Origin of the sequence: Bradyrhizobium ivorense, from assembly GCF_900696085.1 — a bacterium.
Taxonomy (GTDB): Bacteria; Pseudomonadota; Alphaproteobacteria; order Rhizobiales; family Xanthobacteraceae; genus Bradyrhizobium; species Bradyrhizobium ivorense.
Window position 1 is genome coordinate 619,755 of the sequence record NZ_CAADFC020000016.1, and the last position, 25,721, is coordinate 645,475.

Here is a 25,721-nt window from a genome sequence, read left to right on the forward strand (position 1 = left end):
CTTGGCATAAATCGGATAATTATGCATCTTCTGGCATCACTGTTCTGGATTTTCGGACAATGGACCGGTTCGATGCGATGCGGGTGTTCACCCGCGTGGTGGAGCGGCACAGCTTTTCCCTGGCCGCCGACGACCTCGGGCTGCCGCGCTCGACGGTGACCGATGCGGTCAAGGGGCTGGAGGCGCGGCTCGGCGTGCGGCTGCTCGAGCGCACCACGCGCACGGTGCGGCCGACGCTCGACGGCGAGGCGCATTACCGGCGCTGCCTGTCGCTGATTGCAGATCTCGAGGATGCCGAGGGCGCGTTCGGCGGTGCCAGGCCGAAGGGGCTGTTGCGGCTCGAAGTGCAGGGCACGCTGGCGCGGCATTTTCTGCTGCCGAACCTGCCCGGCTTCCTCGCCGAATATCCCGATATCGAGATCAACATGAGCGAGAGCGATCGCTGGATCGACCTGATCCGCGAGGGCGTCGACTGCGTGCTGCGCTTCGGCCGGCTGCCTGACAGCGACATGATCGCGCGCGAGGTCACGCTGCTGGAGCGGCTGACCTGCGCGACGCCCGACTATTTCGCGCGCTTCGGCCTGCCGACCGATCCGTTCGCGCTCGACGGCCATCGCATGATCGGCATCCGCTCGCTGACCACGGGACGGCTGCGGCCGATGGAGTTCGTGATCGACGGCGCGACAAGGCAGTTTCCGCTGCCGGCGCCGATGACGGTGACCGGCCCGGAGAGCTATCTCGCCAGCGCCAGGCTCGGCCTCGGCCTCGTGCAGGTGCCGCGCTTCCACGCCGAGACCGATCTCGCCAACGGCACGCTGCTGCCGGTGCTGCAGCACTGCCCGCCGCCATCGGTGCCGGTGCACCTGCTCTACCCGCGCAACCGCCAGCTTTCGCCGCGGGTTCGCGTGTTCATCGATTACGTGATGCGGGCGTTCGAGCGAAGGTGATGGGGACCGTCACGCCGCTTCAACAAAGACCGGCCTTAAGACGGACCTCGGGCAACTGCCCAACCCGGTCTCGCGCATTCGACAGAACGTCTCGATCGGCGGCGGGCAATGTATTCAGATCGCCGTCGTCAAAGAACCCCAGCGCTCGCAATGCCTGCGCGGGCTCGCCCCGAAACATCGCCTTGAAGGCACTTAGTGCCGTCGGCAGCGAAGCGCCCGCGGACAGCATGGCGGCGATGTCCCGGTAATCCTTGGCTTCGGCGCGGTCCAGCGTGGCCTTGATCTTGGTCGCCATCAGATCGTCGAGCGAAGCAACGAGCAGCACGCCGTCGGCGGTCTCAAGTGGATCGTTGACGCGGCCAATTTTGAGACCGCCAAAGAACGAAACCTTGACCGGGCCGGACGGCATCTCAGCCAGAACCACCAAGGTGTCCGGCGCATCCTGGAGGATTACGGCGTCGGCAATGAACGAGAACTCGGCACGAATGCGTTCCTTGTCGAGGCCTTCGGTACAGAAAAAGTCGAAATCGACGGATTCGCGATGGCCAAGCTGGAGTGCGATGGCGGTCCCGCCGTAAAGGACGAACTTCAATCGGCGGGCGGCAGCCAGACTGGGCCATATCTCCCGCTGTGCCGCCGGCAGGATATCAAGTCGCGGCTCAAACTGTGGCATGGAATCCCCTGCGCGGGGCCTTGTCGGGAATTGCCATGCCGGTCGCGAATGTCAGCCGGCCTCGCCAGAATTCCCACGAACGATCGCTGAACCAGCCGGGCTCGGCACCCCGCATGATCTCGACCAGACGCGCCTGACCGACCGCATCCTCGAGCAGGAGGATATCGTCATATGTCCCGAGATCCATCGTTTGCGCGATCACGCGCTCTTCGGAAAACGGACGGCCATCGACCGGCTTCCACCACAGATATTTGCGGCGAAATTGCTGCAGGAGATCGGTCGGTGGGCGCTCTGCCGTCATGACCTACCCTAGCCGAATCGGCACTGATTTTCCACGCAGAACACCGGCGCGCGCGGACCGACAACGCTGCCCCCATCCGGAACCAGCGCTACCCCCACGGCGTTATCCCGGTCAACACCGGAGAACATGTGATGCGAGTCTTTCTCGGCATGATTTTGGGCGCGCTGCTCTTGGTTTGCGGCGTCTATGTCATCGATTCCATGCGGACATCGAGCGTCGCCAGCGGACAGACTGCGCAGGAGACCCGCACCATCGTCAATTGGGACGTCGCAGCCCAGGACTGGAATGCGCTGAAGACGCGGGCGCACGAGGAATGGACCAAAATCGCCGCGAAGTAGCCGCGGACGTCCTATGGTCGACACAAAACAAATGGCCTCTCCGGCGCCGGAGAGGCCATGATTCTTGGCGAAAACGCTTCAGTGCTGTCTCAAACCATGAGGCCGCCCAGCAGTTCCCTCCGCCGTCTTTGCGAGCCAACGGGTCGGCGCAAAGCGCCGCCCGATGACAGGCTCCGCGAAGCAATCCTTTGGTCAGCAAACGTGGAAGGATGGATTGCTTTCTCGCTCCTCGCAATGACGGGCGGAACGAAGAGAGGCGACACTTATGACGTCGCAGAACTAGGGCGTGTACTCATAAACACCCGATGTCCGCTTTCTGGGGTAAGCGCGCAACAAGATTTGGTTCGAACTTGCTGATCTTCAGTTCGCTGCAGCCGGCGGCTCATAAAGTCGCAGTAACGCCGCCGTCGCCGCCTCGGCGCGCTGTGTGATTTCGCGCGGGCTCGGACGGTTGCCGACACCGAGCAGCAGACGTGTCATCTGGGTTCCCCATAATAGGCCCACGAAATGCTCGGCCATTTCTGCAGACTCGCCGTCGAGCAGCCCCGCCGCACGGGAGCGGGTCATGAGTTCGCGCAAAGCGGTGCGGCTTGCTGCGATACCGACATCGTTCAACGCCTTGGCGACATCTGGCGCGCGGACCGCCTCGGCGATTGCCAGCCGGAACACCGCGATCACGGTGGGATCGCTGATCTCCCGCAAGAGATTGCTTCCGAACGCGGCCAGCGCCAGCGTCAGCGTCTGGCGGTCGCGCGGCTCAGGCAAATCGGCCGGCATGCGCAATCGTTTCGCGCGCTCGGCGATGCAGGCGGCCAGGATCTCCTGCTTGCTGCCGAAATGCGCATAGAGCTCGCGCTTCGATGCTTTCGCCCGCGTTGCGATTTCGAGCGTGGAGGTCTTGGCGAAGCCCTGCTCCATGAACGCCGAAAAGGCTGCCTCCAGGATGCGCCGGCGTACCGGGACTTCCCCGGCCGCATCCGCGCGCGACTTCACAACTTGTTTAACTGTCATCCGGCCACCTTGACTTGGTACCAGTCGGTACCGCACATTGCCTGCAGCTTGGTACCATATGGTACCAGCGAATCCTAGGGGTGTAGTCATGACAAAACCCATTCTCGTCACATCTGCAGGCGGCGGCAGGCAAGGCAAGACCGGCCGTCACGTGTCCGAAATGCTGCTCGCGCGTGGCGTTCCCGTGCGCGCCTTTGTCCATACGATCGACGAACGATCGGAGCGACTGCGCGCACTTGGCGCCGAAATCGTCCAGGGCGATTTTCTCGACATCCGTTCGGTCCAGCGCGCTGCGCAAGGCACGTCGGCGATCTATTTCGCCTATCCGGTCCAGGACGGTCTTCTCGACGCGGCTACCCCAATGGCACTGGCCGCCCGTGAGGCCGGCGTATCCAGGCTGGTCAATCTGGTGATGCTGCAATCCTCTCCCGATGCGCCGACGCCGCGGATGCGGCAGAACTATTTGTCAGAACAGGTCTTCGAATGGGCCGACATCGGTGCGGTGCATATTCGCGCGACCATCTTCTACGAAAATGTCGCAGCACTGGTCCGTCAGAGCCTGCCAGCGCAAGGTGCGGTCCGGCTGCCCTGGGGCGGCGAAAATACCGTTCTGCCGCTGGTTGCGGGCGAAGATGTCGCCCGCGTCGCCGCCGGCCTTCTGGCCAGCCCCGAACTTAAGGCGGGCACCGCCTATCCGCTGATCGGCGCAACGCTGTCGCTGAAGGAGATCATCGCGACCTTCGCGCGCGTCCTTGGCCGCGATGTGCGGTACGAGCAAATCTCCGACGACGAATGGCGCCAAGATGCGCGGGCACGCGACTACAATCCCCATGCAGTCGAGCATCTGTCCTCACTGTGGCGGGCGATCCGCGGCGCCGCGATCGACCCGAAGGATCCCCGCTATGCAGTGACCGGTACGATCGAAAAGATCGGCGGCGCACCGCCGAAACCGTTCGAGACCTTCGTGCGCGAGAAGCAAGGCGAATTGCTCGCGAGCTAGCGCTTCGCCGCCGGTGCATTCCCCCTAGTTTCTCTCGATCTTGCGGCCCATGTTGGCCTTGCGGGCGTCGGCGATCGCCTGCTCGAACTGGTCCATGCTGAGCGCGCCGGGGACGCGGTATTTGCCGACGATGAAGGACGGCGTGCCGTTGAAGCCGAAAGCCTCGGCCTGCTCGTTGTTGCGCACCAGCAGCGCGTCGATCGCCTTGGCGTTGGCGTCGAGATCTTTCTTCAGCCGGTCGACATCGAGGCCGGCGCCGGAAAGCAGTTCGGCGATGCGCGGCTCGGTGATGCGCGAATTGACCGAGATCATCGCCTCATGGGCGGCCTCGAACTTGTTCTGGTAGCGTGCCGCCAGCGCCATCCGCGCCGCGACCTTGGACACCGGCCCGAGGATCGGCCAGTCCTTCAACACCAGGCGGACCTTGCCGTCGTCCTGCACCACCTGACGGAGCTCGGGCGCGAGCTTGCGGCAATAGGGGCAGTTGTAGTCGAACCATTCGACGATGGTGATGTCGCCGTCGGGATTTCCAATCACGGGAATCTCCGGATCGCGCAGCACCTGGGCCTCGGTCAACACCTTCTCTTCCTCGGCGCGCGCAGCTCCTGCCGCCAGCAGCCCGATGCCCGCGCCGAACAGGCCGAGCGTTGTGCGGCGGGTGAGCCCGGAATTGATCCCGGATGGTTTGGTCAGTTGGTTCATGTCTGGCTTTCGCGCGGGTCCTTCGCCGTTCTACGCTCAGGACACATTGATGTTACGCAGCAACATATAGATCGCGACGGCGATAATCACCGCCGCAAAGACGATATTGAGGGCGCCGCGCCGTTCCGACAGGTGCCGCGCCGACCGCGTGCCGACCAGCCCCCCGGCGATGCCGCCGGCGACAAACAACGCCGCCAGGCCCCACGACACCAGTCCCGACCATGCATAGCTCAATGCGGTGGTCATGCCAAAGGCGGTGACGGCCACCAGCGAGGAACTGACCGCGTTCATGATCGGCATCCCGGTCGCCAGCATCAGGGCCGGCACGATCAGAAAGCCGCCGCCGATGCCGAAAAAGCCGGACATGGTCCCGGTGGCAAGGCCAAAGCCGGTGATCGCGGGCATGTTGGCCATCGAGATCTTGACGTCGGTCAGCCCGACCCGCGCGCGGGTCTTCAGCATCAGCCCTGCGATCACCAGCATCACCAGCGCGAACAGCGCCAGCAGCTTGTGGCCGTCGAGCATCTTGCCGAGGATCGAGCCGCCGAATGCGCCGCACATGCCCGACAGCGCGAACACCAGCGCGCAGGACCAGATCACGGTGCCGCCGCGCGCATGGTTGGAGAGGTTGACCGCGGCGTTGGTAGCGACCGCGATCGCCGAGGTGCCGATCGCGACATGCGGCTCGGGCACGCCGACCACATAGACCATCAGCGGCACGGCCAGGATCGAGCCGCCGCCGCCGACCAGGCCGAGCGAGAAGCCGACCAGCATGCCCGATGCGAGGCCAAGCACACTTTGAGCTGCAGAGAAGACCAAGGGGAACAGACTCGCGTTTGCGGCCGCGACCCTAGAAGAATTTGCTGTCCAGCGCTATGCCGATAGCAAAAAACTGCACTGCATCGGCTATCAGCGCAGCAGAATTGTCACGGCGAGCGGCACCAGCAGCGACGTGACCAGCGCATTCAGGCTCATCGCGATGCCGGCAAAGACACCCGCGACCTCGTCGACCTGGAACGCGCGCGCCGTGCCGATGCCATGCGCGGCGATGCCGGCCGCAAAGCCGCGAGCGCGGTAATCGGTGAAGCCTGCGCGGTTCATCAGCGGCGTGACGATGATGGCGCCCATGATGCCGGTGAGGATCACCGCGACCGCCGTCAGCGAGGGATCGGCATGCAGGGATTCGCTGATCCCCATCGCGACGCCGGCGGTGACCGATTTCGGCGCCAGCGACAGCGCCACATCGCGCGGCAGGCCGAAGGCTTCGGCCAGCAGCACCACCGAGACGATCGCCACGATCGAGCCAACCACGAGCGCAATCAGCATCGGCAGGATCGCGGCCGCGACCCGCCTGCGGTTCTCGTACAGCGGAACCGCGAGCGCGACCGTCGCCGGCCCGAGCAGGAAATGCACGAACTGCGCGCCGGCGAAATAGGCGGTGTAGGAGGTCTTGGTCACCAGCAGGAAGACGGCGATGATCCACACCGAGTGCAGCACCGGATTGGCGAGCGGGTGACGCGCGGTCTTCAGCGAGACCGCGTCAGCCACCGCATAGGTCGCGAGCGTCACCGTCAGCCAGAGCAGCGGCGACTGCGAAAGATAGACCCAGAGCGAGAACGGATTGTCGCTCATCGCCTCTCCTCGCGGCGGGCGAGGAGACGGCTGGCGGCGACGAAGGTCGCGACCGTCGCCAGCAGCGTGATCACCACCGAGATCGCCAGCACCACGAGGATGGCGACGCCGTGGGCTTCGAGCAGGTTGAGCTTCTGCACCACGCCGACGCCGGCCGGCACGAACAGCAGCGAGAGATTGGCAAGCATGCCGCGGCTTGCGCTCTCGACACCGTCATTGGCGAGCGGCCCGCGCGCGAACGCGGCGAAGCGGTCGCGCGCGAACAGCAGCGCCAGCAGCAGCATCAGCCCGATCACCGGGCCCGGCACCGGCACGCCAAGCGCGCGCACCGCGACCTCGCCGATCAATTGGCAGAGCAGGATCAGGCTGAGGCTGGCGATCATGGTGCGGCGTTCGCGAAGGACATCCACCTATCAGGTCGCCGCGGCGGGGGCTTGTCAATGCGTGAGGCGCTGTCGGGGCGCACCTTTGCCAGGCCCGTCATCCTGAGGAGCGGCCTCTTGGCCGCGTCTCGAAGGATGCACCGCCACGGGCGGGGCCGATTCATCCTTCGAGGCTCGCCGAAGGGGCTCGCACCTCCAGCGACAAAGGCGAAGCCTTTGCGCGGGGATGACGGGGATGGATTATTGCGGGCCGCTCACTACTCCCGCGGCTGCAGCGCCATCAGGGTGCCGGTCATGGTCGCGACCAGCGTCTCGACGCCGTCTTGCACGGCGTAGGCCTTGGCCTCGCACACAGTGAGCGTGCGGCCGGGCTTGACCACCACGGCGCGGAACAGGAAGCGCTCGCCGCGGGCCGGCGCCAAAAGGTTGGTCTTGAACTCGACGGTGAGGATGCCGGCGCCTTCGGGCATCAGCGTGAAGGCCGCGATGCCGCAGGCATTGTCGAGCCCCGCGGTGATGATGCCGGCATGCACGAAGCCGTGCTGCTGGGTGAACTCTACCGCATAGGGCATTGCGAGATCGACCTCGCCCGGCGCCATGCGCGCGATCGAAATGCCGAGCGTCTGCATCGCGCGCTGGCGCGCGAAGGTGTCGGCCGCGACGGCGCGAAAATCCGGATTCTTCGGCTCGAAGCTCGGCATGGCGCTCACGCGATTGCGGGTTCGGCAGGGACCAGATGCGGCATCGCCGCGTAGCGGATCGCCGGTGCGAACGGCACCGATTTGTGCGCGGCGCGATCGATATGCACGGCCGTGATCTCGCAGGTCGCGGCGATATCGCCGGTTTCCGCGTTGCGCATCTCATGCAGGATGCGAAGCGACTTGTCGCGGAATTCCGCCAGCCGGCTCCTGACCTCGATGACGTCGCCCGCGAACAGCTCGCGCTTGTAGGCGATGCTCTGCTGCACGGCGGCCATGCCGCAGCCGGACTCGCGCAGATAGCTCGGCGTCAGCCCGATCCGCGCGAACATGTTCCAGTTCGCCTCGTCGAACTTGCCGACATACCACATCACGTTCATGTGGCCGATGTGGTCGCAGTGCCAGGGATAGACCGCGCCGCGATAGGTCGCCTCGCCCTCCATCTTGCCGCTCCTCCGCTTTTGCCATTCTTGATACGGTAGCGTATCACTGGCGAAGCGGGCTAGCAATACGGTACCGTATCGGGTCCGGTCTGCGGAGATCACATGACTGAAAGCAAGGGCGACGTCTGGATCGCCGCCGGCTTTGCCGAACTCGCCCATAGCGGGGTCGACGGCGTCCGGGTCGAGGTGCTGGCGAAGAATCTCGGCGTCACCAAGGGCGGCTTTTATCGCCGCTTCCGCGATCGCGCCGCGCTGCTCGAGGCGATGCTGGTGCGCTGGCGGGACGGGCGCATCGCGGCGATCGAGAAGCAGACCGCGCTCGACGGCGCCAGCGCGCGCGAGCGGCTGAAGGCGATCATCACGCTGTATACCGAGCGCATGAACACCGAGGCGATGGCAATCGAGCTTGCGATCCGGCAGTGGGCGCGCACCGACGAGGCTGCCGCCGCCGCGGCTGCAAGCGTCGACGCCGCGCGGCTGAAGAATGTCGGCCAGCTCTATCGCGCCACCGGGCTGTCGACTGAAGAGGCCGATGCGCAGGCGTTCCTGTTCTACGGCTTCCTGTTCGGCCAGAGCCTGCTGTTTCCCGACCGCGGCCCGCGCAAACGCGCGCAACTACTGGCCCAGTCGGCCGACAAGCTGCTCGCGGATGACCAGTGGGGCCGGTAGGGCCGGCGCCGAATCAAAAGCGGCCGGCTTGCGCCGGCCGCTCTGATCGAAAACGCGTAACGGCCGGCTCAGGCGCCCTTCAGGCGCTTGTTGCATTCGCTGTAGTAGCCGCCGCCCTTCTGAATCCACTTCAGGCCGCCATTGCCGCCGGTGGCCTTGTTGGCGTTGTACTGGTCGACGCAAGTATGCATGCGTCCCTTGCCTTCGGTCTCCTTGGCATATTTGGGATCGATGGCGCTCGGAAACACTGCCGGACCGCTCGGCGCTGCCGGTGCCGCAGCGGGAGCAGCTTCCTTCTTGGCCTCCTTCGGCGCGGCCGGAGCCGGCGCGGCGGCCGTCGGCGGCGGAGCGGCGGGCGCCGCAGCCGGCGTCGCGTCGGCGCCGCACTGCGCCTTGCGGAAGTCATTCCACTTCTGGCCGCCGAGGGTGCCGGCCGACTTTGCCGCCTGGTACTTGGCGCTGCACTCCTGCGCGGTCAGCGCCTGCGCCGGCGCGCTTGCCGCGAAGGCTGCGAAGCCCGACACCGCCATCACGCACAACAATCTGGTCTGAATGTTCATCCCTGGTCTCCCTTTGGGGGGCATTGGAATTAAGACCATTATCCTAGCGCAACCCGAACTTGCGACAACGCGCTGGCGCGCCGCCCCGGCAAAATATTGTGGCGGCGGGACCGCCGCATGTTCATCCGCGGTTCATCATCGCCGCGCGACGGTTCGGCTCCTTTCCCGATGAGGTACCTGCCATGACGAAGATTTCCTCGCTCGCGACCGTGACCGCGCTTGCCTCCGTGCTGCTGATGGGCGGCGCGTTCGCGCAAACGGCCGCGCCGGCCGCCAAGGATGCCGCCCCGCAGGCCACCGCGCCGGCCAAGGAGTCCAAGCCGCGCAGCGCCGCCTCGCTGGAATGCTCGAGGCAGGCCGACGAGAAGAAGCTGAAGGGCAAGGAGCGCAAGAAGTTTCGCAAGGCCTGCCTGAAGGAAGCCGGCGACAAGGCTGCGCCGGCGGCCGCACCGGCCAAGCAGTAATCGATCGGACCCGCTCGCGCCGGCGGACGACGCGAGATGGCGAGGCGGGACCGCCCCGACACATCGGGCGCGGTCCCTTCGCGTTGACGCGGCCTTGTCACAATCGATCGGCCGGCGCATTGCTGCATGGCGCTGCTGCAATTGTTCTACGGATGCGAATTTGCCATAAGATGCCGTGACCCAGCTCCCCGCATCTGTCGCGACAGCCATTCCTGACCGCGCCAAAGTCCTGAACGGGCTCGAGACTCTCGTCATCGGCACCGCCGGCGGCGTGCTATTCCTGTGGGCGGAATTGCCGGGCGGGCTGATCTCCGGCGCGATGGTCGCGGTCGCGATCGCCGCGCTGGCGGGACGGCCGCTCGCGGTGCCGGCGGTGCTGACGCAGGCGGTGCTGCTGCTGCTCGGCATCTCGCTGGGATCGCTGATGTCGCAGCAACTCCTTCAACATATGAGCTCGTACCCGCTGACCATCGGCCTGCTCGCGCTCGCGACCTTCTGCTCGACCTTCGGCTCCAGCCTCTATCTGCAGCGCGTGCACGGCTGGGACCAGACCTCGGCCTTACTCGCCGGCAGCCCGGGCGCGCTGTCGCAGATCACCATCCTCGCCGCCGAAAAGGGCGCCGATGTCGCCGCCATCGCCGTGGTGCAGACCATGCGCGTCATCATCCTGACCGCGGCGCTGCCGATGGTGCTGGCGCTGACCGGGGTGACCCATGCCGCGCCGCCGCCGCTGCCGACCACGGTCGCCTCGCCGTTCGGCCTTGCCGCACTGGTCGGCGCCTCGATCGGCGCCTCGCTGCTGCTGCGCTGGGTGAAATTTCCGGCAAGCTGGATGTTCGGCGCGATGCTCGCCTCCAGCCTGCTGCACGGCTCGGGCCTGGTCGATGGCGGCCTGCCGCCCTGGATCCGCAACGTCGCGCTGGTCGGCATCGGCGCGCTGATCGGCACCCGCTTCGCGCGGATGAAGACCTCTACTTTGCTCAGCCACATCAATGCCGGGCTCGGCTCGTTCGCGATCGCGATCCTGATCTCGGCGGTATTCGTCGCGGTGATCGCCTTCACCACCCATGTGCGGCTGGCCGACGTCGTGGTGGCGTTCGCGCCCGGCGCGATGGACGCCATGCTTGCGCTGGCGCTGACCCTGCACATCGACCCGATCTTCGTCGGCGCCCATCATCTGTCGCGCTTCGTGTTCGTCACGATCTCGACGCCGGGCATCATCCATCTGTTCGGCCGCCCCCAGGACGACGTCGACGATTAGCCCTCCCAACCCGTCACCCTGAGAGGGTGTGAAGCTTTGTCCTCACCCACCACTGTCATCGCCCGGCTTGACCGGGCGATCCAGTACGCCGCGGCCTCTCGGTTCATTCCCTACTGCCTCTGGAATACTGGATCACCCGCATGCGCGGGTGATGACACCGAGCAAAGTTGAGCAAACCAACCCGTCATCCAGAGGTGGCCGCTTCTTCAGCGGCCCTCGAAGGGTCGACGGCCCCGCCGGTGGCCGCGCATGCTTCGAGACGACCGCGACGCGGCCTCCTCAGCATGACGGGATTGCTAGCGCGTGTAGGACGGGTCTGCGAATCAGCCCCTGGCCGTCTTTGCGACACCCCAGGTGGCGATCGCGGCCATCAGGAGCGAGATCAGCACGTTGTAGCCGGCGAGCGAGATGCCGAGGAAGCGCCACTGCACCTCGTCGCAGCGGATCACCTTGACCTTGTCGAGCTGCTCGAGCAGCGAGCCGGCCTTGCTGAAATCCATCACCGGGCCGGAGCAATCGGTCGGTCCCGGCCAAAATCCCCATTCGACGCCGGCGTGGTAGGCCCCGAGCCCGGCATTGGCCAGCGCGGCGAGACCGAGGATCGCAAGCCCCGCCAGCAGCACCGGACGCGGCGCGCCCTTCGCCGCCGCGAACGCCACCACGGCGCCGAGCGGGACCGCGAGGTAATAGGCGTAGCGCTGCTCGAGGCAGAGCGGACAGGGCAGGATCTCCAGCACCAGCTGGAAGAACCAGGCGCCGGCCAAGGTCGCGGCCGCAATCACGGCGATCGCGGCGGCCGAGGTCAGCGCCGGATTGCCGGTGGCGGCGGCATGCGACTGATGGGCGGCGGCGAGCGTCACGGCAGTTCTCCTGGCACTTCTCTCGGCAGGTCGCCTGCGGGCATCGTTCGGACGGGCCATGCTCGTTGAGGCCCCGGCCCTGCTCTCCCGGGTCGTATCGCGCGAAAATACCGCTGTCGAGGCGCGGGACAATCACATCCGCGCGGGTTGACCGCGACGGGCCGCCCGCTATAGTCCGCGCGCTTCGCAACCCTGGCCATTTTCCACGGCTCGGGCCATGAAGGCCCCTGTGGCGGAACTGGTAGACGCGCTCGACTCAAAATCGAGTTCCGCAAGGAGTGCTGGTTCGATTCCGGCCAGGGGCACCAACTAGGTCGTTCGGGCCCGTTCGCGAGCGTCCACAACCGTCCGCACAGCGCTCCAAGCCCTTGAAAAATAGGCACTTCTGCATAAGTCGGTGTTCGTCACCGTTTGTTCTCATCCGACCCCAGCCGCGCGATTTGTTGGTATTTTTGTTGGTATCGGGAGAACAGACGTTCACGGTGACTTCCGCTATTCCGAACGATGGAATTGAGCAGATGGCTCGCAAGAACGACGGCGCGTACGCAAACCCCAAGCAGATCAGGAGCGACGTCGACTGCCGCGCCGCCCGACCGAAATTCGGCGGCGGCGCGTGGAGCCCGGCCAAGATTTCCGACGTGACCGGCGGCGGCCTCTATCTATTCGTCACGCCCGACGTGAGTAGGCCCGGGCACGCTGCTTCCAAACTCTGGCGGATGAGCTACCGATTCCACGGCCGTCAGAAAACCTACTCCATTGGCCCTTACGGCAATGGCAGTGATGGCTCGTTCTCTCTTGCTGACGCGCGGCGCGAGCGCGACAAGGCCAAAGAGCAGCTTAAGGAAGGAAAAGATCCGAGCACCGAGAAGCAGCTGGACAAGCACAGGCGGGCGGCCGCCCGGTCTTTCGGGCAATGGGCGGACGAGTGGCTCGCGAAGAAGAAAGTGGAGAAAGTCAAACGCGGCAGGGTCGTAGCGGTGCGCGATCCCAAGACCATCGAGGTGCTTGAGCTTCGCGTCGGCTACGTCAAGGGCCGCTTCGGCAAGCTGTGCAGGCAGGACATTAAGCGTCCGGACGTGCTCGCTTTCATGCGTTCATATGAAGCCGACGGGAAGCTGGAAACCCGCGACCGCGTGCGCAGCATCGGTGAGCAAATCTGCGACTATGCCGATGTCGAAGGAGACGGCTACAATCCATTCCGTAACCTGAATGGACAGATGATTGCGAACATTTCGACGCCGCGTCCTGGCGTCACCGAACCACGCGACGTGACGCGCGTTTTCAAGCTCATCAGCGTACCGTGGACGAGAGCGAGGTTTAGTGACGTTGTTGGCCTTGCCTTACGCTTCGACGCGCTGACCGTTCCTCGCCCCGGGATGGTCAATGAAATGGAGTGGACCGAGGTCGATTGGGACACCGAACGCTGGACTGTTCCAGCCGCCAAGATGAAGACCGGCTGGGACCACGTCGTGCCTCTGTCACGCCAGGCACTTGCGATTCTTAGGAGCGTTCAGAAGCTAACGGGTCATCGCCGGTACGCGTTCTCCTGCTCCAGGGACACGCCGCTGTCGAACAACACGCTCAACAAGCGCTTACGGCTGCTTGGCATTGACACCAAGACTGAACATTGTGCCCACGGATTTCGGACCACCTTCTCGACCTTGTCTCACCACGAAGAGATCAAGGACGCCAAAGCGTGGGACGGTGATGTCGTCGAGCTGCAGCTCGCGCATCTCGATAGCTCTACCGTCGAAGGTCTCTACAAGAAGCACGGACCGCTCGCGCTGATCGGCTCGCGCACAAAGCTGATGCAGCATTGGGCCGATCGGATTGACCACTGGCTCAATCCCAAGAGGGTCATTCCGATCAAGGGAGGCGCGCAGCGCTGAGCGCGCGCCTATCAGGCTGATTAAGGCTTGGTCACGCCGAAATAGTTGTGCCCACAAGTTCAAGAAGCGATCGCACTATCACCAAGCGCCGACGCCCAATCGTTGTTGTGACAAGTTGGCCCGATCCAATCAACTCATAAAGCTTCGTGCGTCCCAAGCCCGTTACCGTGCAGGCCTCGTCCACCGTGCAGCTGAGTCGCTCCCGAAACGGGACCACTTTCACGTCGCGATCGCTCGTAGGAGAAAGCGGGTTTCTGGGCGAGCTCCGCCCGTCCTCTTCCAATAGATCATCCGTCATAGCCTCTCCTTGTCACGAGAGCAGTCGCTTGATTACAGCACGCGGGAGACAGATCGGATTAGCAAAACCCAATAGTGAAGGCAGTTCAACAGCTCCGAAAATTTCACGGACTGAGCTGTGGCAATTTCAATCGAGTTACGCCACATGCACATCAAGCTCTGGCAAGCTTCGGCGCATGTGGTGAAACTGTTCAATAAGGCGTGAGCGGTCCAAGTATCAAAGCTGCCTGCCGCGGAAGAACGAGAGAGAGTGTGTGTGAGTGAGTGATGCGCGAGGATATCACCAAGACGCATCAGTCCAACCGCTCATAACGGTCTGGTTGCAGGTTCGAGTCCTGCCGGGCCCACCAAAAATATCAGTACCTTGCTTGGTCTTCGTTGTCCTCGGCGTGACCACCGCACCAGAAACCGCACCAGATACGTGCACTTTTCGTTCGCACGCAAGTTCGAAGGCGTCGGGCGAACTCGCGTGTTGGTGAGTGGATACGACACTGCATCCACGATTCTCGCCTTTCCAGCCAACGGAGAAGGGCTGACAGGTGGCAGGCGCTTCCATGCAGTCGGGCGCGCGGCTTCTTGCTACCTGAGTGAATGTCGCGGGCAACAAAAGAACGGCCACGGGGACGCTTCCCGTCGATTTCGTTGTGCTGTTCTTTGAACAACCCGGCCGCCAAAAGAAATAACAGAGCCTCCGGCTCTGGAGTTGCTCTACGTCAAACACTCCACGATCAAGCGCGTGATGATCGATCCACCGATTGGAGTGATTTGCGACATGCGTCGGATCTTCAACGCTTTGATTCGAAGGCTAGCCCGGTTCGGGTGGCACGACATCGCGTCGGCGCCGTCCGACTGCGTGATCGAGCTCGCGGTCGACGATCGACATCCGCTGGGCTTCCCCTGCATTCGGCATGCCGACGGATGGTTAGATGCCACCACGATGCGCCCCATCGCTGTGTCGGCGACACACTGGCGCTACTGGCGGCCCGACGTGCTGCCGGTGTGCTGCTGCTGACGATGGCACCGCTGGTGCCATCAACCAACTACTGCGGTCACGGCAACGCTGGCAGACGGGCCGGACCAATCGTGCTGGCCCTTCGCCTGCACAGCGCTGCCCCTCGCATCCGCGGTTTCACTGGTGCATTTTCACTACTTGGACCGGCCCTGACCGCCGACGGGCTCGTCGTCGGCAATGGCACGCCAGGCGGCGCCATCGAGGTCATCGTATTGACCGCTCTTCAGTGACCAGAGAAACCCGAGCAAGCCGGCAAAGCCAAGTGCAAGAGCCAGCGGCACCAGGATAACCAGAACTTCCATCAGACCGCCTCCCTCGTACGTGCCCTCAGCGCGTTCAGCATCACGATCACCGACGATCCCGACATTGCCGCCGCTGCGATCAGCGGTGTGACCAGGCCAGCGATCGCGATCGGTACGGCCAGCACGTTATAGACGACGGCAAGCCAAAGGTTTTGCCGCATCAGCCGCAGCGCCGTCCGGGACACCTTGACTGCTGCCAGCACCGGCGCAAGACGTTCGCCGAGAAAGACCGCATCGGCGACCGCCTGGCTCATATGCGTCGCCGTAACTGGAGACATCGAGGCGTGCGCGGCGGCCAGCGCCGGCGCATCGTTCAGGCCGTCGCCGACCATCAGCACCTTGTGGCCACGGCGCGCCAGATCTTCAATCCGAGCAATTTTGTCGACCGGCAAGACCTCGGCACGCCATTCGTGCACGCCCAGCATCTGGGCCGCGAGCCGGACCGCCGGCTCGCGATCCCCCGACACGATCTCAACGGCGACGCCTATGCGGGTCAACGCTGCTATCACCTCGGCCGCATCCGGCCGCAACCGTTGCCGAACTGAGAAGGCATATCTGTGCTCGCCTTGGCTGAATGCGACGACTGACGCCTCCGGATCGCGGCACAGGATCTCGTTCGCGAGGTCGTCAGCACCACAGAATGACGGGCGGCCCAGCCGGATCGGACGCCCGTCGTGAAAGCCGTGCACGCCCTGACCCGGTTCCTCCTGGATGTCCGGCAGCGGTGAAGCCGCCCCCGCCTTGCGCGCGACCGCGGCAGCGACCGGATGACGGCTCGAGAGTGCCAGCCGGCCTGCAAGCTTCACGACCTCATCCGGGATGTCCACGAGATTGGCGACGTCGAGGTCGGGCAATGTCAGAGTGCCCGTCTTGTCGAAGATCACCCGGTCGATCTCCGCGATACGTTCGATTGCATCGCCGGCGTTAAGCAGCACGCCCGAACCGAACAGCGCACCGGATGCCACGGTCTGCACGGCGGGAATGGCCAGGCCGAGCGCGCAGGGACAGGTGATGATCAAGACCGCAATCGCCGTCACGATCGAGTCGTGAAAACTCGCACCATAGGCTAGCCAACCCAGCATCGTAAGCAACGCGGTCGCGTGCACGACCGGGGCATAGAGCCTTGATGCACGCTCCGCCAGACGAAGATAGCGCGAGCGTGCCTGCAGCGCGTGATCCAGCAGCCGGGATATTTCATCCAGCAGCGTGCCACCGGAGGCCGCCGACGCGCGGACGCGCAAAGTGCCCGAGCGAATCAGCATGCCCGCGAATACGGTGCTTCCAGGCGTCGCCACCGCCGGCAAGGTTTCGCCTGTGATCAGGCTCTGATCGACCTCCGAGCGGCCTTCGACCACATTGCCGTCGACCGCACATCGCTCGCCGGGCCTCAGCAGCACGATGTCGCCAGGCCGAATCGCAGCCGCCGGGACCGTCTTGATCTCGGTCGGGCTGATGAACTTCGTCGCCGTCTCCGCCTTGAGGGCCGCGAGGTTGCCGGCGAAAGCGCGGGTGCGTCGCCGCATGTTCTGGTCGAGGTAACGGCCAGCGAGCAGGAACGCGATCAGCATGATCGCGGCATCGAAATAGGCGTGTTCGGCGTGGTTAAAGGTCTCGATCACTGAGGTCGCCAGTGCCAGCACGATCCCGATGCTGATCGGCACGTCCATGTTGACGCCGCGTGCCCGCAGCGATGACAGCGCCGACGAGAAGAACGGCTGCGCCGAATAGGCCGCCGCCGGCAGCACGATCAGCGCCGACAGCCAGTGGAAGAAGTCGCGCTGTTCCGGCAGCATGTCGGAGACGTTGCCGGACCACACTGGAACCGACAGCATCATCACGTTCATCGCGGCAAAGGCAGCGACACCCAACCGGCGCAACAGGCCCTTCGCCCGCTGCGCCTCCAGCGTTTCGGCGTCGTCCCGCTCGAACGGATAGGCCTTGTAGCCGAGCTCGGCGAGTCGGCTCACGAACTGTGCCGGATCGAGGGCGCCGGCCTTCCACTCCAGCGCCAAACGACTGTCGGTCAGGTTCACGCGAGCCGAGGTGACGTCGGGAATGTTCGAGAGGGTGCGCTCGATCTTGGCCATGCAGCCTGCGCAGCTGATGCCCTCGACCGCGAGATCGAGATGGACGAGCCCCGTTCCCGTATTCTTCAAATAGTGCGAGAAATCGATATCCGCTTGCATGCGGGTTACCCTCAGTTCAGCAGCACGCGATTTCTGGACAGGAACATGCGGCGTCCCTCGGCATCGCCCTCGATCACGAGGTCCCACTGCCCCGCGGCAACGCACTCGGCGCGGCCACGATAGTGGCCACCACCGGCCTCACTGATTTCGATCGTCCGATCGGCGCGACGATCGATCGGTCGTTCGAGCCTTACGAGAAAATTCAATGCCGTCAGAGGCGCACCCGCATGATCGCGTGCCTCAAGTGCAAGTGCGGCGGTTCCATCAGGCCGCCGATCAATATGCGCCTGCACCTGCCAGTCGCGCTCGTTCTGCTGCCGCGCCGCCACGATCTCGCGCTGATAGGCGAGGCTGGCGCTGTAGGCACTGTCGACTTCGGTGCCCGGAAGGGTCGTGATGGCAAGACGCATCATGACCATGTTGACGCCGATGACGACGGCGAAGAACGCGATCGCCGTGACCAGAACGAACCGTCCGGTGATGGGTCGCACGGCGGAACTCGAGGCTGCCATGGTAGATTCCGTCGTTATGGAAGAACGAAATGGTCGGTCGCGGAGGCGGCCTCTCCGAGACCGATATCCGTGACGCGGAACGTGACCGGCACCGACTTTTGCGCTCTTTCATCGAAGGGCGCCGTCACCAGCACGCGAAGTTCGGTGGTGGTGTCGCGGCCAAGCACGATCATCGGCCGGTCCGGCGTCACGGACTCAGCACCGATGACATGAAGTTTGGCCTCGGCCGGTCCGTCGACATCGATCGCAATCACCCGATCAAAGCCGCGCTTGTTGAGGAAGCGCAGCGTGTATCCATTGCGGATCGCGCCCTCGCTGAGACGCACTGCAATCGGGTTGCGGTCGTGCAGCACGTTGATGTCGAGCAGAGTGCGAGACATCAACGCGTAGAGCATCACCGCGCAGACCGCGGCAATCAGGCCGGCATAGACGACGGTGCGGGCGCGAACCGGCTTGAAGACTTCTTCCTTGCCGGCGACGCGTCGTTGAACATTGATATCGTTGTCGTAGCCGATCAGGCCGGTCTTGCGGCTGACCTTGGTCATGACGGCGTCACATGCATCGATGCACAGACCGCACTGGATGCAGCCGAGTTGCGCGCCGTCGCGGATGTCGATCCCGGTCGGGCACACCGCGACGCACTGGTTGCAATCGATGCAATCGCCGGCCTTCTCGCCGAGCGAGCGAATGTCGAACGCCTTCTTCACCGAGCAACGCGGCTCGCCGCGATCGTATTTATAGGTGACGTTGAGCGCCCATTCGTCGGTCAGCGCGGCCTGGATCCGCGGCCACGGGCACATATAGACGCAGACCTGCTCGCGCATGTAGCCGGCCAGCAGATAGGTCGAAGCGGTCAGCATCGCGATCCAGACATAGGCGATCGCCGGTGCGTGAAACGTCGCCAGATCGCGCACCAGGGTCGGCGCGTCGGCGAAATAGAGCACCCATGCGCCGCCGGTCCACCAGGCGATCATCAGCCAGATTGCATGCTTCAGCACGCGGCGGCCGGCGCGCTTTACCGTCATCGGGCCGGCATCGGCCTTGATCTGGACGCGGCGGTCGCCTTCGACCAGGCGCTCGACCGCATAGAACAGATCGGTCCAGACCGTCTGCGGACAGAGATAGCCGCACCAGATCCGGCCGCCCAGCGCATTCATCAGGAACAGAGTGAGCGCCGCTAGCACCAGGAGGCCGGTGAAATAGTAGATCTCCTGCGGCCACAGCTCGATAAAGAAGAAATAGAAGCGCCGGTTGGGAAAATCGATCAGCACGGCCTGGTCGGGCGCCCCGAGGCCGCGATTCCAGCGCACGAAAGGCAGCAAATAATACACGCCGAGGCAGACCGCCATCAGCCGCCATTTGATCGAGCGGAACCGGCCGGAGACGCTCTGCGGGTATACCTTCTTGCGCGGCGCGTAGAGCGGCCCGTCTTCGTCGGCTATGAGTTCGTCAGGCGACACAGGCTTGTTCATGGGTTGCTCGAATAAGGCTCTGCCTGAGCCTACATTCCTGCGCTGGGCGCGAACTTGACCTTGATCAACAATCGCAACTGAGACCGCCGCAGCGGCTACTTGCCGCCGCCCAACGAGTGCACATAGACCGCCAGCGCCTTGACCGTGACCGGGTCCAGCCGGCCGATCCACGCCGGCATGACGCCGGCACGGCCATTGGTAATGGTCTCGATCAGCGTCTCCTCGTCGGAGCCGTAGAGCCAGACCTGGTCGGTCAGGTTCGGCGCACCGAGTTCCGCATTGCCCTTTCCATTGTCGCCGTGGCAGCTGGTGCAATTCTCGGTGAATAGCTTCTTGCCTGCCGCGGCGTCGAACTTCGGCGCGGTGGAAAGGCCGGACAGCGAGCGCACATAGTTGGCGACCGTCACGATCTCATCTTTCTTGAGAACGCCGTCACGGCCGAACGCCAGCATCTGCCCTTCATGGGTCTTGGCGTGTCCGGAGCGCGCACCGAACTGGATAGTCTGCATGATCTGGTCGAGCGAGCCGCCCCAAAGCCAGTCGTCGTCGTTCAAGTTCGGATAACCCTTTGCACCCGCACCGCCGCTGCCGTGGCAGGGTGCGCAATTGTCCGCAAACACGGTCTTGCCGCGGGCACGCGCCAGCGCCAGCAGCGCCGGATCTTTCTCGATGTCGGCCAACGACGCATTGCCGAGCACCGCCATCTTCTCGCCGCGCAATTTTTCGAGATCGGCAAGGTCGGTCGCGACGCTCGCGCGGGTGGAATAGTGGAACAGGCCAGAGGTGTAGCCCGAAACCAGCGGCCAGGCAGGATAGACGACCCAGTAGCCAATCGCCCAGACGATCGTCGCATAGAATGTCAGGACCCACCACCGCGGCAGCGGCGTATTCAGTTCCTTGATGCCGTCCCACTCATGGCCGGTCGTGCTGCGGCCCGAAACGTGGTCGATCTCATTGTGCTCGCTCATGATCGGTCAGTCCTCCCGCAGCGGCATCCGGGCCGCGGCATCGAAGAGAGATTTGTTGCGGGGCCACAGCGCGTAGACGACGATGGCGACGAAGATTCCGACGAAGATCGGGGTCCAGAGCGTGCCGACCAGGCTTGATGCAAAATTCTCGGCTTGAATGATCGCTTTCATGCCCGTGTCCTCAGCGCAGATTGGCTTTTTCGTTGTAGAGCTTGAAGTCGACGAGCGTGCCGAGCATCTGCAGATAGGCGATCAATGCGTCGAGCTCGGTCGGATTGCCGCCTTTGCCGTCGAAGTTGCGGACCAGGGCTTTCGGATAGCGCTTCTGAAGCGCATCGGAGCCGGGGTTGTCGGGATCGACCTGAGCCTTGAGATCGGCGGCCGCATTGGCGATCTGCTCCTCGGTATAGGGCACACCGACCGCGCGGTTCGTCCGCAGATGAGCCGCGACATCGGACGGATCGAGTTCCGTCTTCGCGAGCGCCGGATATCCCGGCATTACCGATTGCGGGACGATCGACCGCGGATTGATCAGGTGCGTGACGTGCCAATCGTCGGAATACTTGCCGCCGACGCGCGCCAGATCCGGCCCGGTGCGCTTGGAACCCCACTGGAACGGATGGTCGTACATGCTCTCGGCGGCGAGCGAATAGTGGCCGTAGCGCTCGACCTCGTCACGCAGCGGCCGGATCATCTGCGAGTGGCAGAGATAGCAGCCCTCGCGGACATAGATGTTGCGGCCGGCGAGTTCGAGCGGCGTATAGGGCCGCACGCCGTCGACCGCCTCGATCGTGCTCTTCAGGTAGAACAGCGGCGTGATCTCGACCAGCCCGCCGATGGCAATGACGACGAGAATGCCGGCGATCAGGATGATCGAGTTCTTCTCAAAGATCTTGTGTCGATTCCAGAAGGACATTGCGTGACCTATTCGGCGGGCTGGAGGGCAGCGGCACCTTCGGTTTCGCTGGCTCGGCCGGCATTGACCGTCATCCAGAGATTGAAGGCCATGATCAGGGCGCCGGCCAGGAACAGCGCGCCGCCGGCTGCACGGATGATGTAAAAGGGATGCATGGCCTCGACAGACTCGATGAACGAGTATTCGAGAAAGCCGAGCGAGGTGTAGGCACGCCACATCAGGCCCTGCAGGATTCCCGACACCCACATCGCGGAAATGTAGAGTACGATGCCGATGGTCGAGATCCAGAAATGCCAGTTGACCAGCTTCAGGCTGTAAAGCTGGCGATTCCACAGCCAGGGAATCAGGCAGTAGAGCGCGCCGAAGGAGACGAAGCCGACCCAGCCCAGCGCACCGGAATGCACATGGCCGATGGTCCAGTCGGTGTAGTGGCTCAGCGAATTGACCACCTTGATCGACATCATCGGGCCTTCGAAGGTCGACATGCCGTAGAAGGCGACCGACACCACCATCATGCGCAGCACGGGATCGGTGCGCAGCTTGTCCCAAGCTCCCGACAGCGTCATCAGGCCGTTGATCATGCCGCCCCAGGACGGCATCCAGAGCATGATTGAGAAGGTCATGCCGAGCGTCTGCGCCCAATCCGGCAGCGCCGTGTAGTGCAGATGATGCGGGCCGGCCCAGATGTAGAGGAAGATCAGCGCCCAGAAGTGGATGATCGACAACCGGTAGGAATAGACCGGACGCTCCGCCCTCTTCGGGATGAAGTAGTACATGATCGCCAGGAAGCCGGCGGTCAGGAAGAAGCCGACCGCGTTGTGGCCGTACCACCACTGGAACATCGCATCCTGCACGCCGCCCCAGGCGATGTAGGACTTCGAGCCCAGGAAGGAGACCGGCAGCGCGGGGTTGTTGCCGAGATGGAGCACTGCGATCGTGATGATGAACGCGAGATAGAACCAGTTGGCGACGAAGATGTGCGGTTCCTTGCGCTTCACCAGCGTCATCAGGAACACGAGCAGATACGTCACCCAGACGATCGTCAGCCAGAAGTCGGCATACCACTCCGGTTCGGCGTATTCCTTTGACTGGGTGACCCCCAACAGATAGCCGGTGCCGGCAATCAGAATGAAAAAGTTGTAACCGACCACGACGAACCAGGGCGCAAGGTCGCCTGCAAGGCGCGTGCGGCAGGTCTTCTGCACAACGTAGAACGAGGTTGCGATCAGAACGTTGCCGCCGAACGCGAAGATGACTGCAGACGTGTGCAGCGGTCGTAGACGACCGAATGTCGTCCAGGGCAGATCAAAGTTGAGTGCGGGCCACGCCAGCTGCATGGCGATAATCAGACCCACGGTGAAGCCCGCAATACCCCAGAACATCGCCATCGCCGAGGCGAACTTGATCGGGCCGAGATTGTAATTGGGGCGCCCACCGATCTCCGCCGGAGGCAGCTCGGCCGGACGGTCAAGATAGCGATTGCAGATCACGATCACGGAAATCAAGCTGGCGGCGCAAGCGAGCGCCGCGTGAAAACTGAACGCCGCATCGTGCCCCATCGCCATGCCGAGAAAGCTAACGAAGGCAAAAACAACGAAGCCCAACGCCAGGCCGGCTTCGCCCATCGTCATCGCCTTTGAAACGGAAGACGGACTTGTCATGTGGAAGCTTTCTCTGAATGCGATGACGTCATGGAAAGCACGATCTTGCCGGCAGCTGCTTGATCGGCATCAATTCCTGCGCCCTGCCGCGCGCCACCGGCGCCGCGGCCCAGCGCGGTCAGGGTCAGTTCGTTCGGACAATATTTGGCCGGACTGGCCCGCCTTTCCCGCGCGAGATCCGCAGCACAGCGCGCCTTCTCGCGGCATAGACCGCACACTCGCTGCAGATCGCGCAACACATCGCAATGGGACGAAGCGAGACTCTGCTCGGACAAACCCGCATGCTCGAGGCGCTTGCTCAGCAATTCCGGCGAGCCTTGCTCGCGGGCAAGCGCACAAAGGTCCGACGTCGAGAGATTGAGTTCGTGAGCGATCTCATCGACCTCCCTAGCAGCCATCAGATCGAACTCGTGCCGGCGCGCTAGAAATGCACGCAGGCGACCGAGAAGACTTTCAAACTGCGGTGAGCTATTGCCGTCTGCTCGATCGGATATCATCGATACCCCTCATTGACTCGCGGTTGCCGGATTGATTCTGGTCAGCAGTGACGTTGCGGTAATCGAATGTGATCGCCGTGCAGGATCGTCAGCCGCCCCAAGCGGACGGCGGCGCCGGCGGCGTTCGAAGCTCCATCGAATCGGCAAAGATCGTCCAGTCGCGGATACCCTTTTGTCTGCAGAAGTCGGCTTCGGCCAACTGCGCGGCTGCGGAGAGCGAGGCGGCGTCGACCTTGAACGCGGCTTGACAGGCGCGATGTTCATGGCCGGTATCGTCGCAAACGGTCTTGATGAAGCGAACGTCGAATGATGTCATGGCACCCTCACCTGGGTTGATTCCTTGTTTTCCACGCTGCCATTGATGCGCGACGCCCGCTTTGATCTGTCGCAATTGAATGCCGCGCGGTGGAGATGTCATATCGCGGGAGGACATCGAATATGGACAGCGTCCTGCCCCCGGCATCGACCATGCGCAACCCGTGGCCCACCAAATCCGCAAAGATGATCGTGCCAAGAGCTACTATTTGTGGAGACGCTTCCTGTCCACGGATCGCGGCCGGACCGACGGCAGTGATGACGTATCGCTGCCAATGGTCCATCCGGCCGCAGCAATAGCAAAGCCGACGATCACGCCGATCGTAAGCATCGTTGCAGCGAATCCCAGCACATTTGCGTCGATCGTGGCGGTCACAATCAACGGAATCAGCAGAACTGCGAGGCGAACGGTCATCCTACCATCTCCTGATGCGGGCGCATGGCCGTTCTTCCTTGCACCAAATCAATCTGCCGATAATGATTTCGCTCAACTCCCGAACTTGACTGGAATCAAGGCGCCGCGACCGATTGTCGGAGATGCTGGCCTCGACATCGGGAGAAGACAATCATGCTGCAGATCCTGCTCGCCTCAATCGGAGTTCTCGCCGTCGTTCTCGTGGCGCTCGCCCGGATGAGCTACTGGGCAAGGCGGCCTCCGTTAAGACAAACCGCGCATTCGTCTGCTCCGCCTCCGCTCCGTCACCGCCGGCCTTTTTAGCCCGCGCGGGCGGATTTTTGAGCTGCATCAATACGGAGCCGCACTCCGTTATCGTAGGATGCCGCGTCCGGCAGGATTACGCAGATGACAGAAATAGCGGCCTGGCGCCCAATTATCTTCTCGTGCCCAAACACCGGCGATCGAGTTCAAGGCCTGCTTCCCCGTGACACATCCGATCGTCAAGCCGACGACCTGCAGTCGATCTCATGTGCCGCTTGCGACGGCATCCATTTCATCAACCTGCGAACCGGCACGATCGTCGTTCCCAGGCGCATTTAGCGCCAGCGTCAGGGGCATGCGCCCGGTTGACGCAAATCAACACGCAGGCACCGCCATCGTGAGACACGAGGCCACTAGCAATTGAGGAAGCTGAACATGACATACCGTAGCCAAGCCCGTCCCGTCGCCGAGGCCATCCAGAGCTGCGCGAAACGCGCAATTGCCGTCCAATCGGAGTTCTCGGAAAAGCTGATCGAAGCGAACCGACACTGGCTCGAGCAGATTCAGATCGAATCGACCGAAGCCTGGGAGCTTTTCCGCAAATTCAATTCCACCGCCTCGGTCGCCGAGAAAATCACGGCGCTGCAAGACTGGAGCAAGGGCGTGACGGCGCGCGCCGCAGAGGACGCGACATACGCGATCGAGACCGCGCGTTCGCTGGGCACTATCGAGCTGAACCTGCTTGCACGGCGAACCGGCGCTACCGAGGAGACGCCTCGAAAGGCTGCCTGACGTGACGACTCGTGACGCTTCAGACCTCTCAAAAGGCGGCGTCAGCCCGACATGGGAAGGGATCGCGGTCGCTCCTTACGACCGCGACCTGGAGCTCGCCGTGATCGAGGGTAACGCCATTCACCGGCTCGTCTTTCCCTGCCGCCGCACTCTGGGCGGCTGGATCAAGGCGGAGACCGCCGAGCGCATCGTGGTACAACCCACCCATTGGCGCCCTTGGGTCAGATAGTCCGGACTCCCGGTCGCATTCTCGCCGCCAAGAACGATCTCATACCGGGCGGGCGGTGGCTTCAGGCGCCCGA

33 protein-coding genes and 1 tRNA gene are annotated in these 25,721 nt (G+C 63.6%); 11 read left to right on the plus strand and 23 right to left on the minus strand.

What is annotated here, in order from left to right:
• The first annotated feature begins 59 nt into the window (after window positions 1-59).
• Window positions 60-947, plus strand: a complete 888-nt coding sequence (locus CI41S_RS22760; protein WP_139861666.1) for a LysR family transcriptional regulator — start codon at window positions 60-62, stop codon at window positions 945-947.
• 19 nt (window positions 948-966) lie between these two features.
• Here the strand turns inward: CI41S_RS22760 and CI41S_RS22765 are convergent, their stop codons facing one another.
• Entirely contained in the window at window positions 967-1,620 is a 654-nt protein-coding gene (locus CI41S_RS22765) for a nucleotidyl transferase AbiEii/AbiGii toxin family protein (RefSeq protein WP_139861667.1), read from the minus strand.
• Window positions 1,607-1,921 (minus strand): hypothetical protein, encoded by a 315-nt coding sequence (locus tag CI41S_RS22770; protein WP_139480545.1) that lies wholly within the window; start codon window positions 1,919-1,921, stop codon window positions 1,607-1,609. Before CI41S_RS22770 ends, CI41S_RS22765 begins: the two co-directional genes overlap by 14 nt.
• Before the next feature lie 131 nt (window positions 1,922-2,052).
• Between CI41S_RS22770 and CI41S_RS22775 the strand changes: the two genes are divergently transcribed.
• Entirely contained in the window at window positions 2,053-2,259 is a 207-nt protein-coding gene (locus CI41S_RS22775; protein ID WP_139480544.1) for a hypothetical protein, read from the plus strand.
• 360 nt (window positions 2,260-2,619) lie between these two features.
• Here CI41S_RS22775 and CI41S_RS22780 read toward each other — a convergent pair whose 3' ends face one another.
• The gene (locus CI41S_RS22780; RefSeq protein ID WP_244626638.1) at window positions 2,620-3,252 is read right to left on the minus strand and encodes a TetR/AcrR family transcriptional regulator; all 633 of its coding nucleotides are present in this window, start codon (window positions 3,250-3,252) and stop codon (window positions 2,620-2,622) included.
• Between the two features lie 106 nt (window positions 3,253-3,358).
• On the opposite strand from CI41S_RS22780, the gene CI41S_RS22785 reads away from it, so the two are divergent.
• Window positions 3,359-4,270: an NmrA family NAD(P)-binding protein gene (locus CI41S_RS22785; protein WP_172626666.1), complete on the plus strand. Its 912-nt coding sequence runs from the start codon at window positions 3,359-3,361 to the stop codon at window positions 4,268-4,270.
• Window positions 4,271-4,294: 24 nt separating this feature from the next.
• Here the strand turns inward: CI41S_RS22785 and CI41S_RS22790 are convergent, their stop codons facing one another.
• The 6 genes from CI41S_RS22790 to CI41S_RS22815 form a co-directional block, all read right to left on the minus strand.
• Window positions 4,295-4,972 (minus strand): DsbA family protein, encoded by a 678-nt coding sequence (locus tag CI41S_RS22790; protein ID WP_139861669.1) that lies wholly within the window; start codon window positions 4,970-4,972, stop codon window positions 4,295-4,297.
• Window positions 4,973-5,008: 36 nt separating this feature from the next.
• Window positions 5,009-5,746: a sulfite exporter TauE/SafE family protein gene (locus tag CI41S_RS22795; protein ID WP_139862121.1), complete on the minus strand. Its 738-nt coding sequence runs from the start codon at window positions 5,744-5,746 to the stop codon at window positions 5,009-5,011.
• A 135-nt stretch (window positions 5,747-5,881) separates the two neighbouring features.
• Window positions 5,882-6,604 (minus strand): LrgB family protein, encoded by a 723-nt coding sequence (locus tag CI41S_RS22800; RefSeq protein WP_139861670.1) that lies wholly within the window; start codon window positions 6,602-6,604, stop codon window positions 5,882-5,884.
• Entirely contained in the window at window positions 6,601-6,987 is a 387-nt protein-coding gene (locus tag CI41S_RS22805) for a CidA/LrgA family protein (protein ID WP_139862122.1), read from the minus strand. Before CI41S_RS22805 ends, CI41S_RS22800 begins: the two co-directional genes overlap by 4 nt.
• A 257-nt stretch (window positions 6,988-7,244) precedes the next feature.
• Window positions 7,245-7,688, minus strand: coding sequence for a PaaI family thioesterase (locus CI41S_RS22810; protein ID WP_139861671.1), 444 nt, complete (start codon window positions 7,686-7,688; stop codon window positions 7,245-7,247).
• Window positions 7,689-7,693: 5 nt separating this feature from the next.
• Window positions 7,694-8,128, minus strand: coding sequence for an acyl-CoA thioesterase (locus CI41S_RS22815; RefSeq protein WP_139861672.1), 435 nt, complete (start codon window positions 8,126-8,128; stop codon window positions 7,694-7,696).
• Window positions 8,129-8,230: 102 nt separating this feature from the next.
• Between CI41S_RS22815 and CI41S_RS22820 the strand changes: the two genes are divergently transcribed.
• Window positions 8,231-8,797: a TetR/AcrR family transcriptional regulator gene (locus CI41S_RS22820; protein WP_139861673.1), complete on the plus strand. Its 567-nt coding sequence runs from the start codon at window positions 8,231-8,233 to the stop codon at window positions 8,795-8,797.
• Between the two features lie 68 nt (window positions 8,798-8,865).
• Here CI41S_RS22820 and CI41S_RS22825 read toward each other — a convergent pair whose 3' ends face one another.
• Window positions 8,866-9,357, minus strand: coding sequence for a hypothetical protein (locus CI41S_RS22825; protein ID WP_139861674.1), 492 nt, complete (start codon window positions 9,355-9,357; stop codon window positions 8,866-8,868).
• 182 nt (window positions 9,358-9,539) lie between these two features.
• On the opposite strand from CI41S_RS22825, the gene CI41S_RS22830 reads away from it, so the two are divergent.
• Together CI41S_RS22830 and CI41S_RS22835 are read left to right on the plus strand one after the other, a co-directional pair.
• The gene (locus tag CI41S_RS22830) at window positions 9,540-9,821 is read left to right on the plus strand and encodes a PsiF family protein (protein WP_139480536.1); all 282 of its coding nucleotides are present in this window, start codon (window positions 9,540-9,542) and stop codon (window positions 9,819-9,821) included.
• A 175-nt stretch (window positions 9,822-9,996) separates the two neighbouring features.
• On the plus strand, window positions 9,997-11,082 hold the full coding sequence (locus CI41S_RS22835) for an AbrB family transcriptional regulator (protein WP_139861675.1): 1,086 nt from the start codon (window positions 9,997-9,999) through the stop codon (window positions 11,080-11,082).
• A 323-nt stretch (window positions 11,083-11,405) separates the two neighbouring features.
• Here CI41S_RS22835 and CI41S_RS22840 read toward each other — a convergent pair whose 3' ends face one another.
• A complete protein-coding gene (locus tag CI41S_RS22840) occupies window positions 11,406-12,002 on the minus strand; it encodes a disulfide bond formation protein B (protein WP_139480534.1) in 597 nt (198 codons plus the stop codon).
• Between the two features lie 163 nt (window positions 12,003-12,165).
• On the opposite strand from CI41S_RS22840, the gene CI41S_RS22845 reads away from it, so the two are divergent.
• Both CI41S_RS22845 and CI41S_RS22850 read left to right on the plus strand, forming a co-directional pair.
• A tRNA-Leu gene (locus tag CI41S_RS22845) sits at window positions 12,166-12,250 on the plus strand.
• Window positions 12,251-12,460: 210 nt separating this feature from the next.
• Window positions 12,461-13,831 carry a tyrosine-type recombinase/integrase gene (locus CI41S_RS22850; RefSeq protein ID WP_139861676.1) on the plus strand — a complete coding sequence of 457 codons (1,371 nt, stop codon included), beginning with the start codon at window positions 12,461-12,463 and terminating at the stop codon, window positions 13,829-13,831.
• Between the two features lie 31 nt (window positions 13,832-13,862).
• Here CI41S_RS22850 and CI41S_RS45390 read toward each other — a convergent pair whose 3' ends face one another.
• Window positions 13,863-14,129 (minus strand): helix-turn-helix domain-containing protein, encoded by a 267-nt coding sequence (locus CI41S_RS45390; protein WP_139861677.1) that lies wholly within the window; start codon window positions 14,127-14,129, stop codon window positions 13,863-13,865.
• Between the two features lie 702 nt (window positions 14,130-14,831).
• Between CI41S_RS45390 and CI41S_RS22860 the strand changes: the two genes are divergently transcribed.
• Window positions 14,832-15,140, plus strand: a complete 309-nt coding sequence (locus CI41S_RS22860; RefSeq protein ID WP_244626639.1) for a hypothetical protein — start codon at window positions 14,832-14,834, stop codon at window positions 15,138-15,140.
• A gap of 134 nt (window positions 15,141-15,274) precedes the next feature.
• Here CI41S_RS22860 and ccoS read toward each other — a convergent pair whose 3' ends face one another.
• From ccoS to CI41S_RS22915, 11 genes are all read right to left on the minus strand, one after another.
• Window positions 15,275-15,442 carry a cbb3-type cytochrome oxidase assembly protein CcoS gene (ccoS, locus tag CI41S_RS22865; RefSeq protein WP_139861678.1) on the minus strand — a complete coding sequence of 56 codons (168 nt, stop codon included), beginning with the start codon at window positions 15,440-15,442 and terminating at the stop codon, window positions 15,275-15,277.
• On the minus strand, window positions 15,442-17,628 hold the full coding sequence (locus tag CI41S_RS22870; RefSeq protein ID WP_139861679.1) for a heavy metal translocating P-type ATPase: 2,187 nt from the start codon (window positions 17,626-17,628) through the stop codon (window positions 15,442-15,444). The genes ccoS and CI41S_RS22870 overlap by 1 nt, the downstream gene beginning before the upstream one ends.
• Before the next feature lie 11 nt (window positions 17,629-17,639).
• A complete protein-coding gene (locus tag CI41S_RS22875; protein ID WP_139861680.1) occupies window positions 17,640-18,140 on the minus strand; it encodes a FixH family protein in 501 nt (166 codons plus the stop codon).
• Window positions 18,141-18,154: 14 nt separating this feature from the next.
• Window positions 18,155-19,612 (minus strand): cytochrome c oxidase accessory protein CcoG, encoded by a 1,458-nt coding sequence (ccoG, locus tag CI41S_RS22880; protein WP_139861681.1) that lies wholly within the window; start codon window positions 19,610-19,612, stop codon window positions 18,155-18,157.
• 95 nt (window positions 19,613-19,707) lie between these two features.
• The gene (gene ccoP, locus CI41S_RS22885; RefSeq protein WP_139861682.1) at window positions 19,708-20,580 is read right to left on the minus strand and encodes a cytochrome-c oxidase, cbb3-type subunit III; all 873 of its coding nucleotides are present in this window, start codon (window positions 20,578-20,580) and stop codon (window positions 19,708-19,710) included.
• Between the two features lie 6 nt (window positions 20,581-20,586).
• On the minus strand, window positions 20,587-20,751 hold the full coding sequence (locus CI41S_RS22890; protein ID WP_139861683.1) for a cbb3-type cytochrome c oxidase subunit 3: 165 nt from the start codon (window positions 20,749-20,751) through the stop codon (window positions 20,587-20,589).
• 10 nt (window positions 20,752-20,761) lie between these two features.
• Window positions 20,762-21,496, minus strand: coding sequence for a cytochrome-c oxidase, cbb3-type subunit II (gene ccoO, locus CI41S_RS22895; RefSeq protein WP_139861684.1), 735 nt, complete (start codon window positions 21,494-21,496; stop codon window positions 20,762-20,764).
• A gap of 8 nt (window positions 21,497-21,504) precedes the next feature.
• Window positions 21,505-23,127: a cytochrome-c oxidase, cbb3-type subunit I gene (gene ccoN / locus CI41S_RS22900; RefSeq protein ID WP_430650044.1), complete on the minus strand. Its 1,623-nt coding sequence runs from the start codon at window positions 23,125-23,127 to the stop codon at window positions 21,505-21,507.
• Window positions 23,128-23,153: 26 nt separating this feature from the next.
• The gene (locus CI41S_RS43615; RefSeq protein ID WP_172628145.1) at window positions 23,154-23,654 is read right to left on the minus strand and encodes a hypothetical protein; all 501 of its coding nucleotides are present in this window, start codon (window positions 23,652-23,654) and stop codon (window positions 23,154-23,156) included.
• 88 nt (window positions 23,655-23,742) lie between these two features.
• Complete coding sequence (locus tag CI41S_RS22910) at window positions 23,743-24,087, minus strand: hypothetical protein (RefSeq protein ID WP_244626640.1); 345 nt, start codon at window positions 24,085-24,087, stop codon at window positions 23,743-23,745.
• A gap of 87 nt (window positions 24,088-24,174) precedes the next feature.
• Entirely contained in the window at window positions 24,175-24,384 is a 210-nt protein-coding gene (locus tag CI41S_RS22915; protein ID WP_139861687.1) for a hypothetical protein, read from the minus strand.
• Window positions 24,385-25,047: 663 nt separating this feature from the next.
• Here CI41S_RS22915 and CI41S_RS22920 point away from each other — a divergent pair.
• Together CI41S_RS22920 and CI41S_RS22925 are read left to right on the plus strand one after the other, a co-directional pair.
• The gene (locus CI41S_RS22920; protein WP_244626641.1) at window positions 25,048-25,419 is read left to right on the plus strand and encodes a hypothetical protein; all 372 of its coding nucleotides are present in this window, start codon (window positions 25,048-25,050) and stop codon (window positions 25,417-25,419) included.
• Window position 25,420: 1 nt separating this feature from the next.
• Entirely contained in the window at window positions 25,421-25,648 is a 228-nt protein-coding gene (locus CI41S_RS22925; protein WP_139861688.1) for a hypothetical protein, read from the plus strand.
• Window positions 25,649-25,721 lie beyond the last annotated feature (73 nt).

Coding starts and splice junctions, on each gene's coding strand:
- ccoS (WP_139861678.1), bottom strand. CDS start 15,442: ATGGAAGTTCTGGTTATCCTGGTGCCGCTGGCTCTTGCACTTGGCTTT.
- CI41S_RS43615 (WP_172628145.1), bottom strand. CDS start 23,654: ATGATATCCGATCGAGCAGACGGCAATAGCTCACCGCAGTTTGAAAGT.
- CI41S_RS22915 (WP_139861687.1), bottom strand. CDS start 24,384: ATGACCGTTCGCCTCGCAGTTCTGCTGATTCCGTTGATTGTGACCGCC.
- CI41S_RS22890 (WP_139861683.1), bottom strand. CDS start 20,751: ATGAAAGCGATCATTCAAGCCGAGAATTTTGCATCAAGCCTGGTCGGC.
- CI41S_RS22790 (WP_139861669.1), bottom strand. CDS start 4,972: ATGAACCAACTGACCAAACCATCCGGGATCAATTCCGGGCTCACCCGC.
- CI41S_RS22785 (WP_172626666.1), top strand. CDS start 3,359: ATGACAAAACCCATTCTCGTCACATCTGCAGGCGGCGGCAGGCAAGGC.
- CI41S_RS22910 (WP_244626640.1), bottom strand. CDS start 24,087: ATGTCCTCCCGCGATATGACATCTCCACCGCGCGGCATTCAATTGCGA.
- CI41S_RS22840 (WP_139480534.1), bottom strand. CDS start 12,002: ATGGCCCGTCCGAACGATGCCCGCAGGCGACCTGCCGAGAGAAGTGCC.
- CI41S_RS22805 (WP_139862122.1), bottom strand. CDS start 6,987: ATGATCGCCAGCCTCAGCCTGATCCTGCTCTGCCAATTGATCGGCGAG.
- CI41S_RS22795 (WP_139862121.1), bottom strand. CDS start 5,746: ATGCTGGTCGGCTTCTCGCTCGGCCTGGTCGGCGGCGGCGGCTCGATC.
- CI41S_RS22850 (WP_139861676.1), top strand. CDS start 12,461: ATGGCTCGCAAGAACGACGGCGCGTACGCAAACCCCAAGCAGATCAGG.
- CI41S_RS22825 (WP_139861674.1), bottom strand. CDS start 9,357: ATGAACATTCAGACCAGATTGTTGTGCGTGATGGCGGTGTCGGGCTTC.
- CI41S_RS22870 (WP_139861679.1), bottom strand. CDS start 17,628: ATGCAAGCGGATATCGATTTCTCGCACTATTTGAAGAATACGGGAACG.
- CI41S_RS22765 (WP_139861667.1), bottom strand. CDS start 1,620: ATGCCACAGTTTGAGCCGCGACTTGATATCCTGCCGGCGGCACAGCGG.
- CI41S_RS22820 (WP_139861673.1), top strand. CDS start 8,231: ATGACTGAAAGCAAGGGCGACGTCTGGATCGCCGCCGGCTTTGCCGAA.
- CI41S_RS22875 (WP_139861680.1), bottom strand. CDS start 18,140: ATGGCAGCCTCGAGTTCCGCCGTGCGACCCATCACCGGACGGTTCGTT.
- CI41S_RS22810 (WP_139861671.1), bottom strand. CDS start 7,688: ATGCCGAGCTTCGAGCCGAAGAATCCGGATTTTCGCGCCGTCGCGGCC.
- CI41S_RS22800 (WP_139861670.1), bottom strand. CDS start 6,604: ATGAGCGACAATCCGTTCTCGCTCTGGGTCTATCTTTCGCAGTCGCCG.
- ccoG (WP_139861681.1), bottom strand. CDS start 19,612: ATGAACAAGCCTGTGTCGCCTGACGAACTCATAGCCGACGAAGACGGG.
- CI41S_RS22770 (WP_139480545.1), bottom strand. CDS start 1,921: ATGACGGCAGAGCGCCCACCGACCGATCTCCTGCAGCAATTTCGCCGC.
- CI41S_RS45390 (WP_139861677.1), bottom strand. CDS start 14,129: ATGACGGATGATCTATTGGAAGAGGACGGGCGGAGCTCGCCCAGAAAC.
- ccoP (WP_139861682.1), bottom strand. CDS start 20,580: ATGAGCGAGCACAATGAGATCGACCACGTTTCGGGCCGCAGCACGACC.
- ccoO (WP_139861684.1), bottom strand. CDS start 21,496: ATGTCCTTCTGGAATCGACACAAGATCTTTGAGAAGAACTCGATCATC.
- CI41S_RS22775 (WP_139480544.1), top strand. CDS start 2,053: ATGCGAGTCTTTCTCGGCATGATTTTGGGCGCGCTGCTCTTGGTTTGC.
- ccoN (WP_430650044.1), bottom strand. CDS start 23,127: ATGACGATGGGCGAAGCCGGCCTGGCGTTGGGCTTCGTTGTTTTTGCC.
- CI41S_RS22830 (WP_139480536.1), top strand. CDS start 9,540: ATGACGAAGATTTCCTCGCTCGCGACCGTGACCGCGCTTGCCTCCGTG.
- CI41S_RS22815 (WP_139861672.1), bottom strand. CDS start 8,128: ATGGAGGGCGAGGCGACCTATCGCGGCGCGGTCTATCCCTGGCACTGC.
- CI41S_RS22760 (WP_139861666.1), top strand. CDS start 60: ATGGACCGGTTCGATGCGATGCGGGTGTTCACCCGCGTGGTGGAGCGG.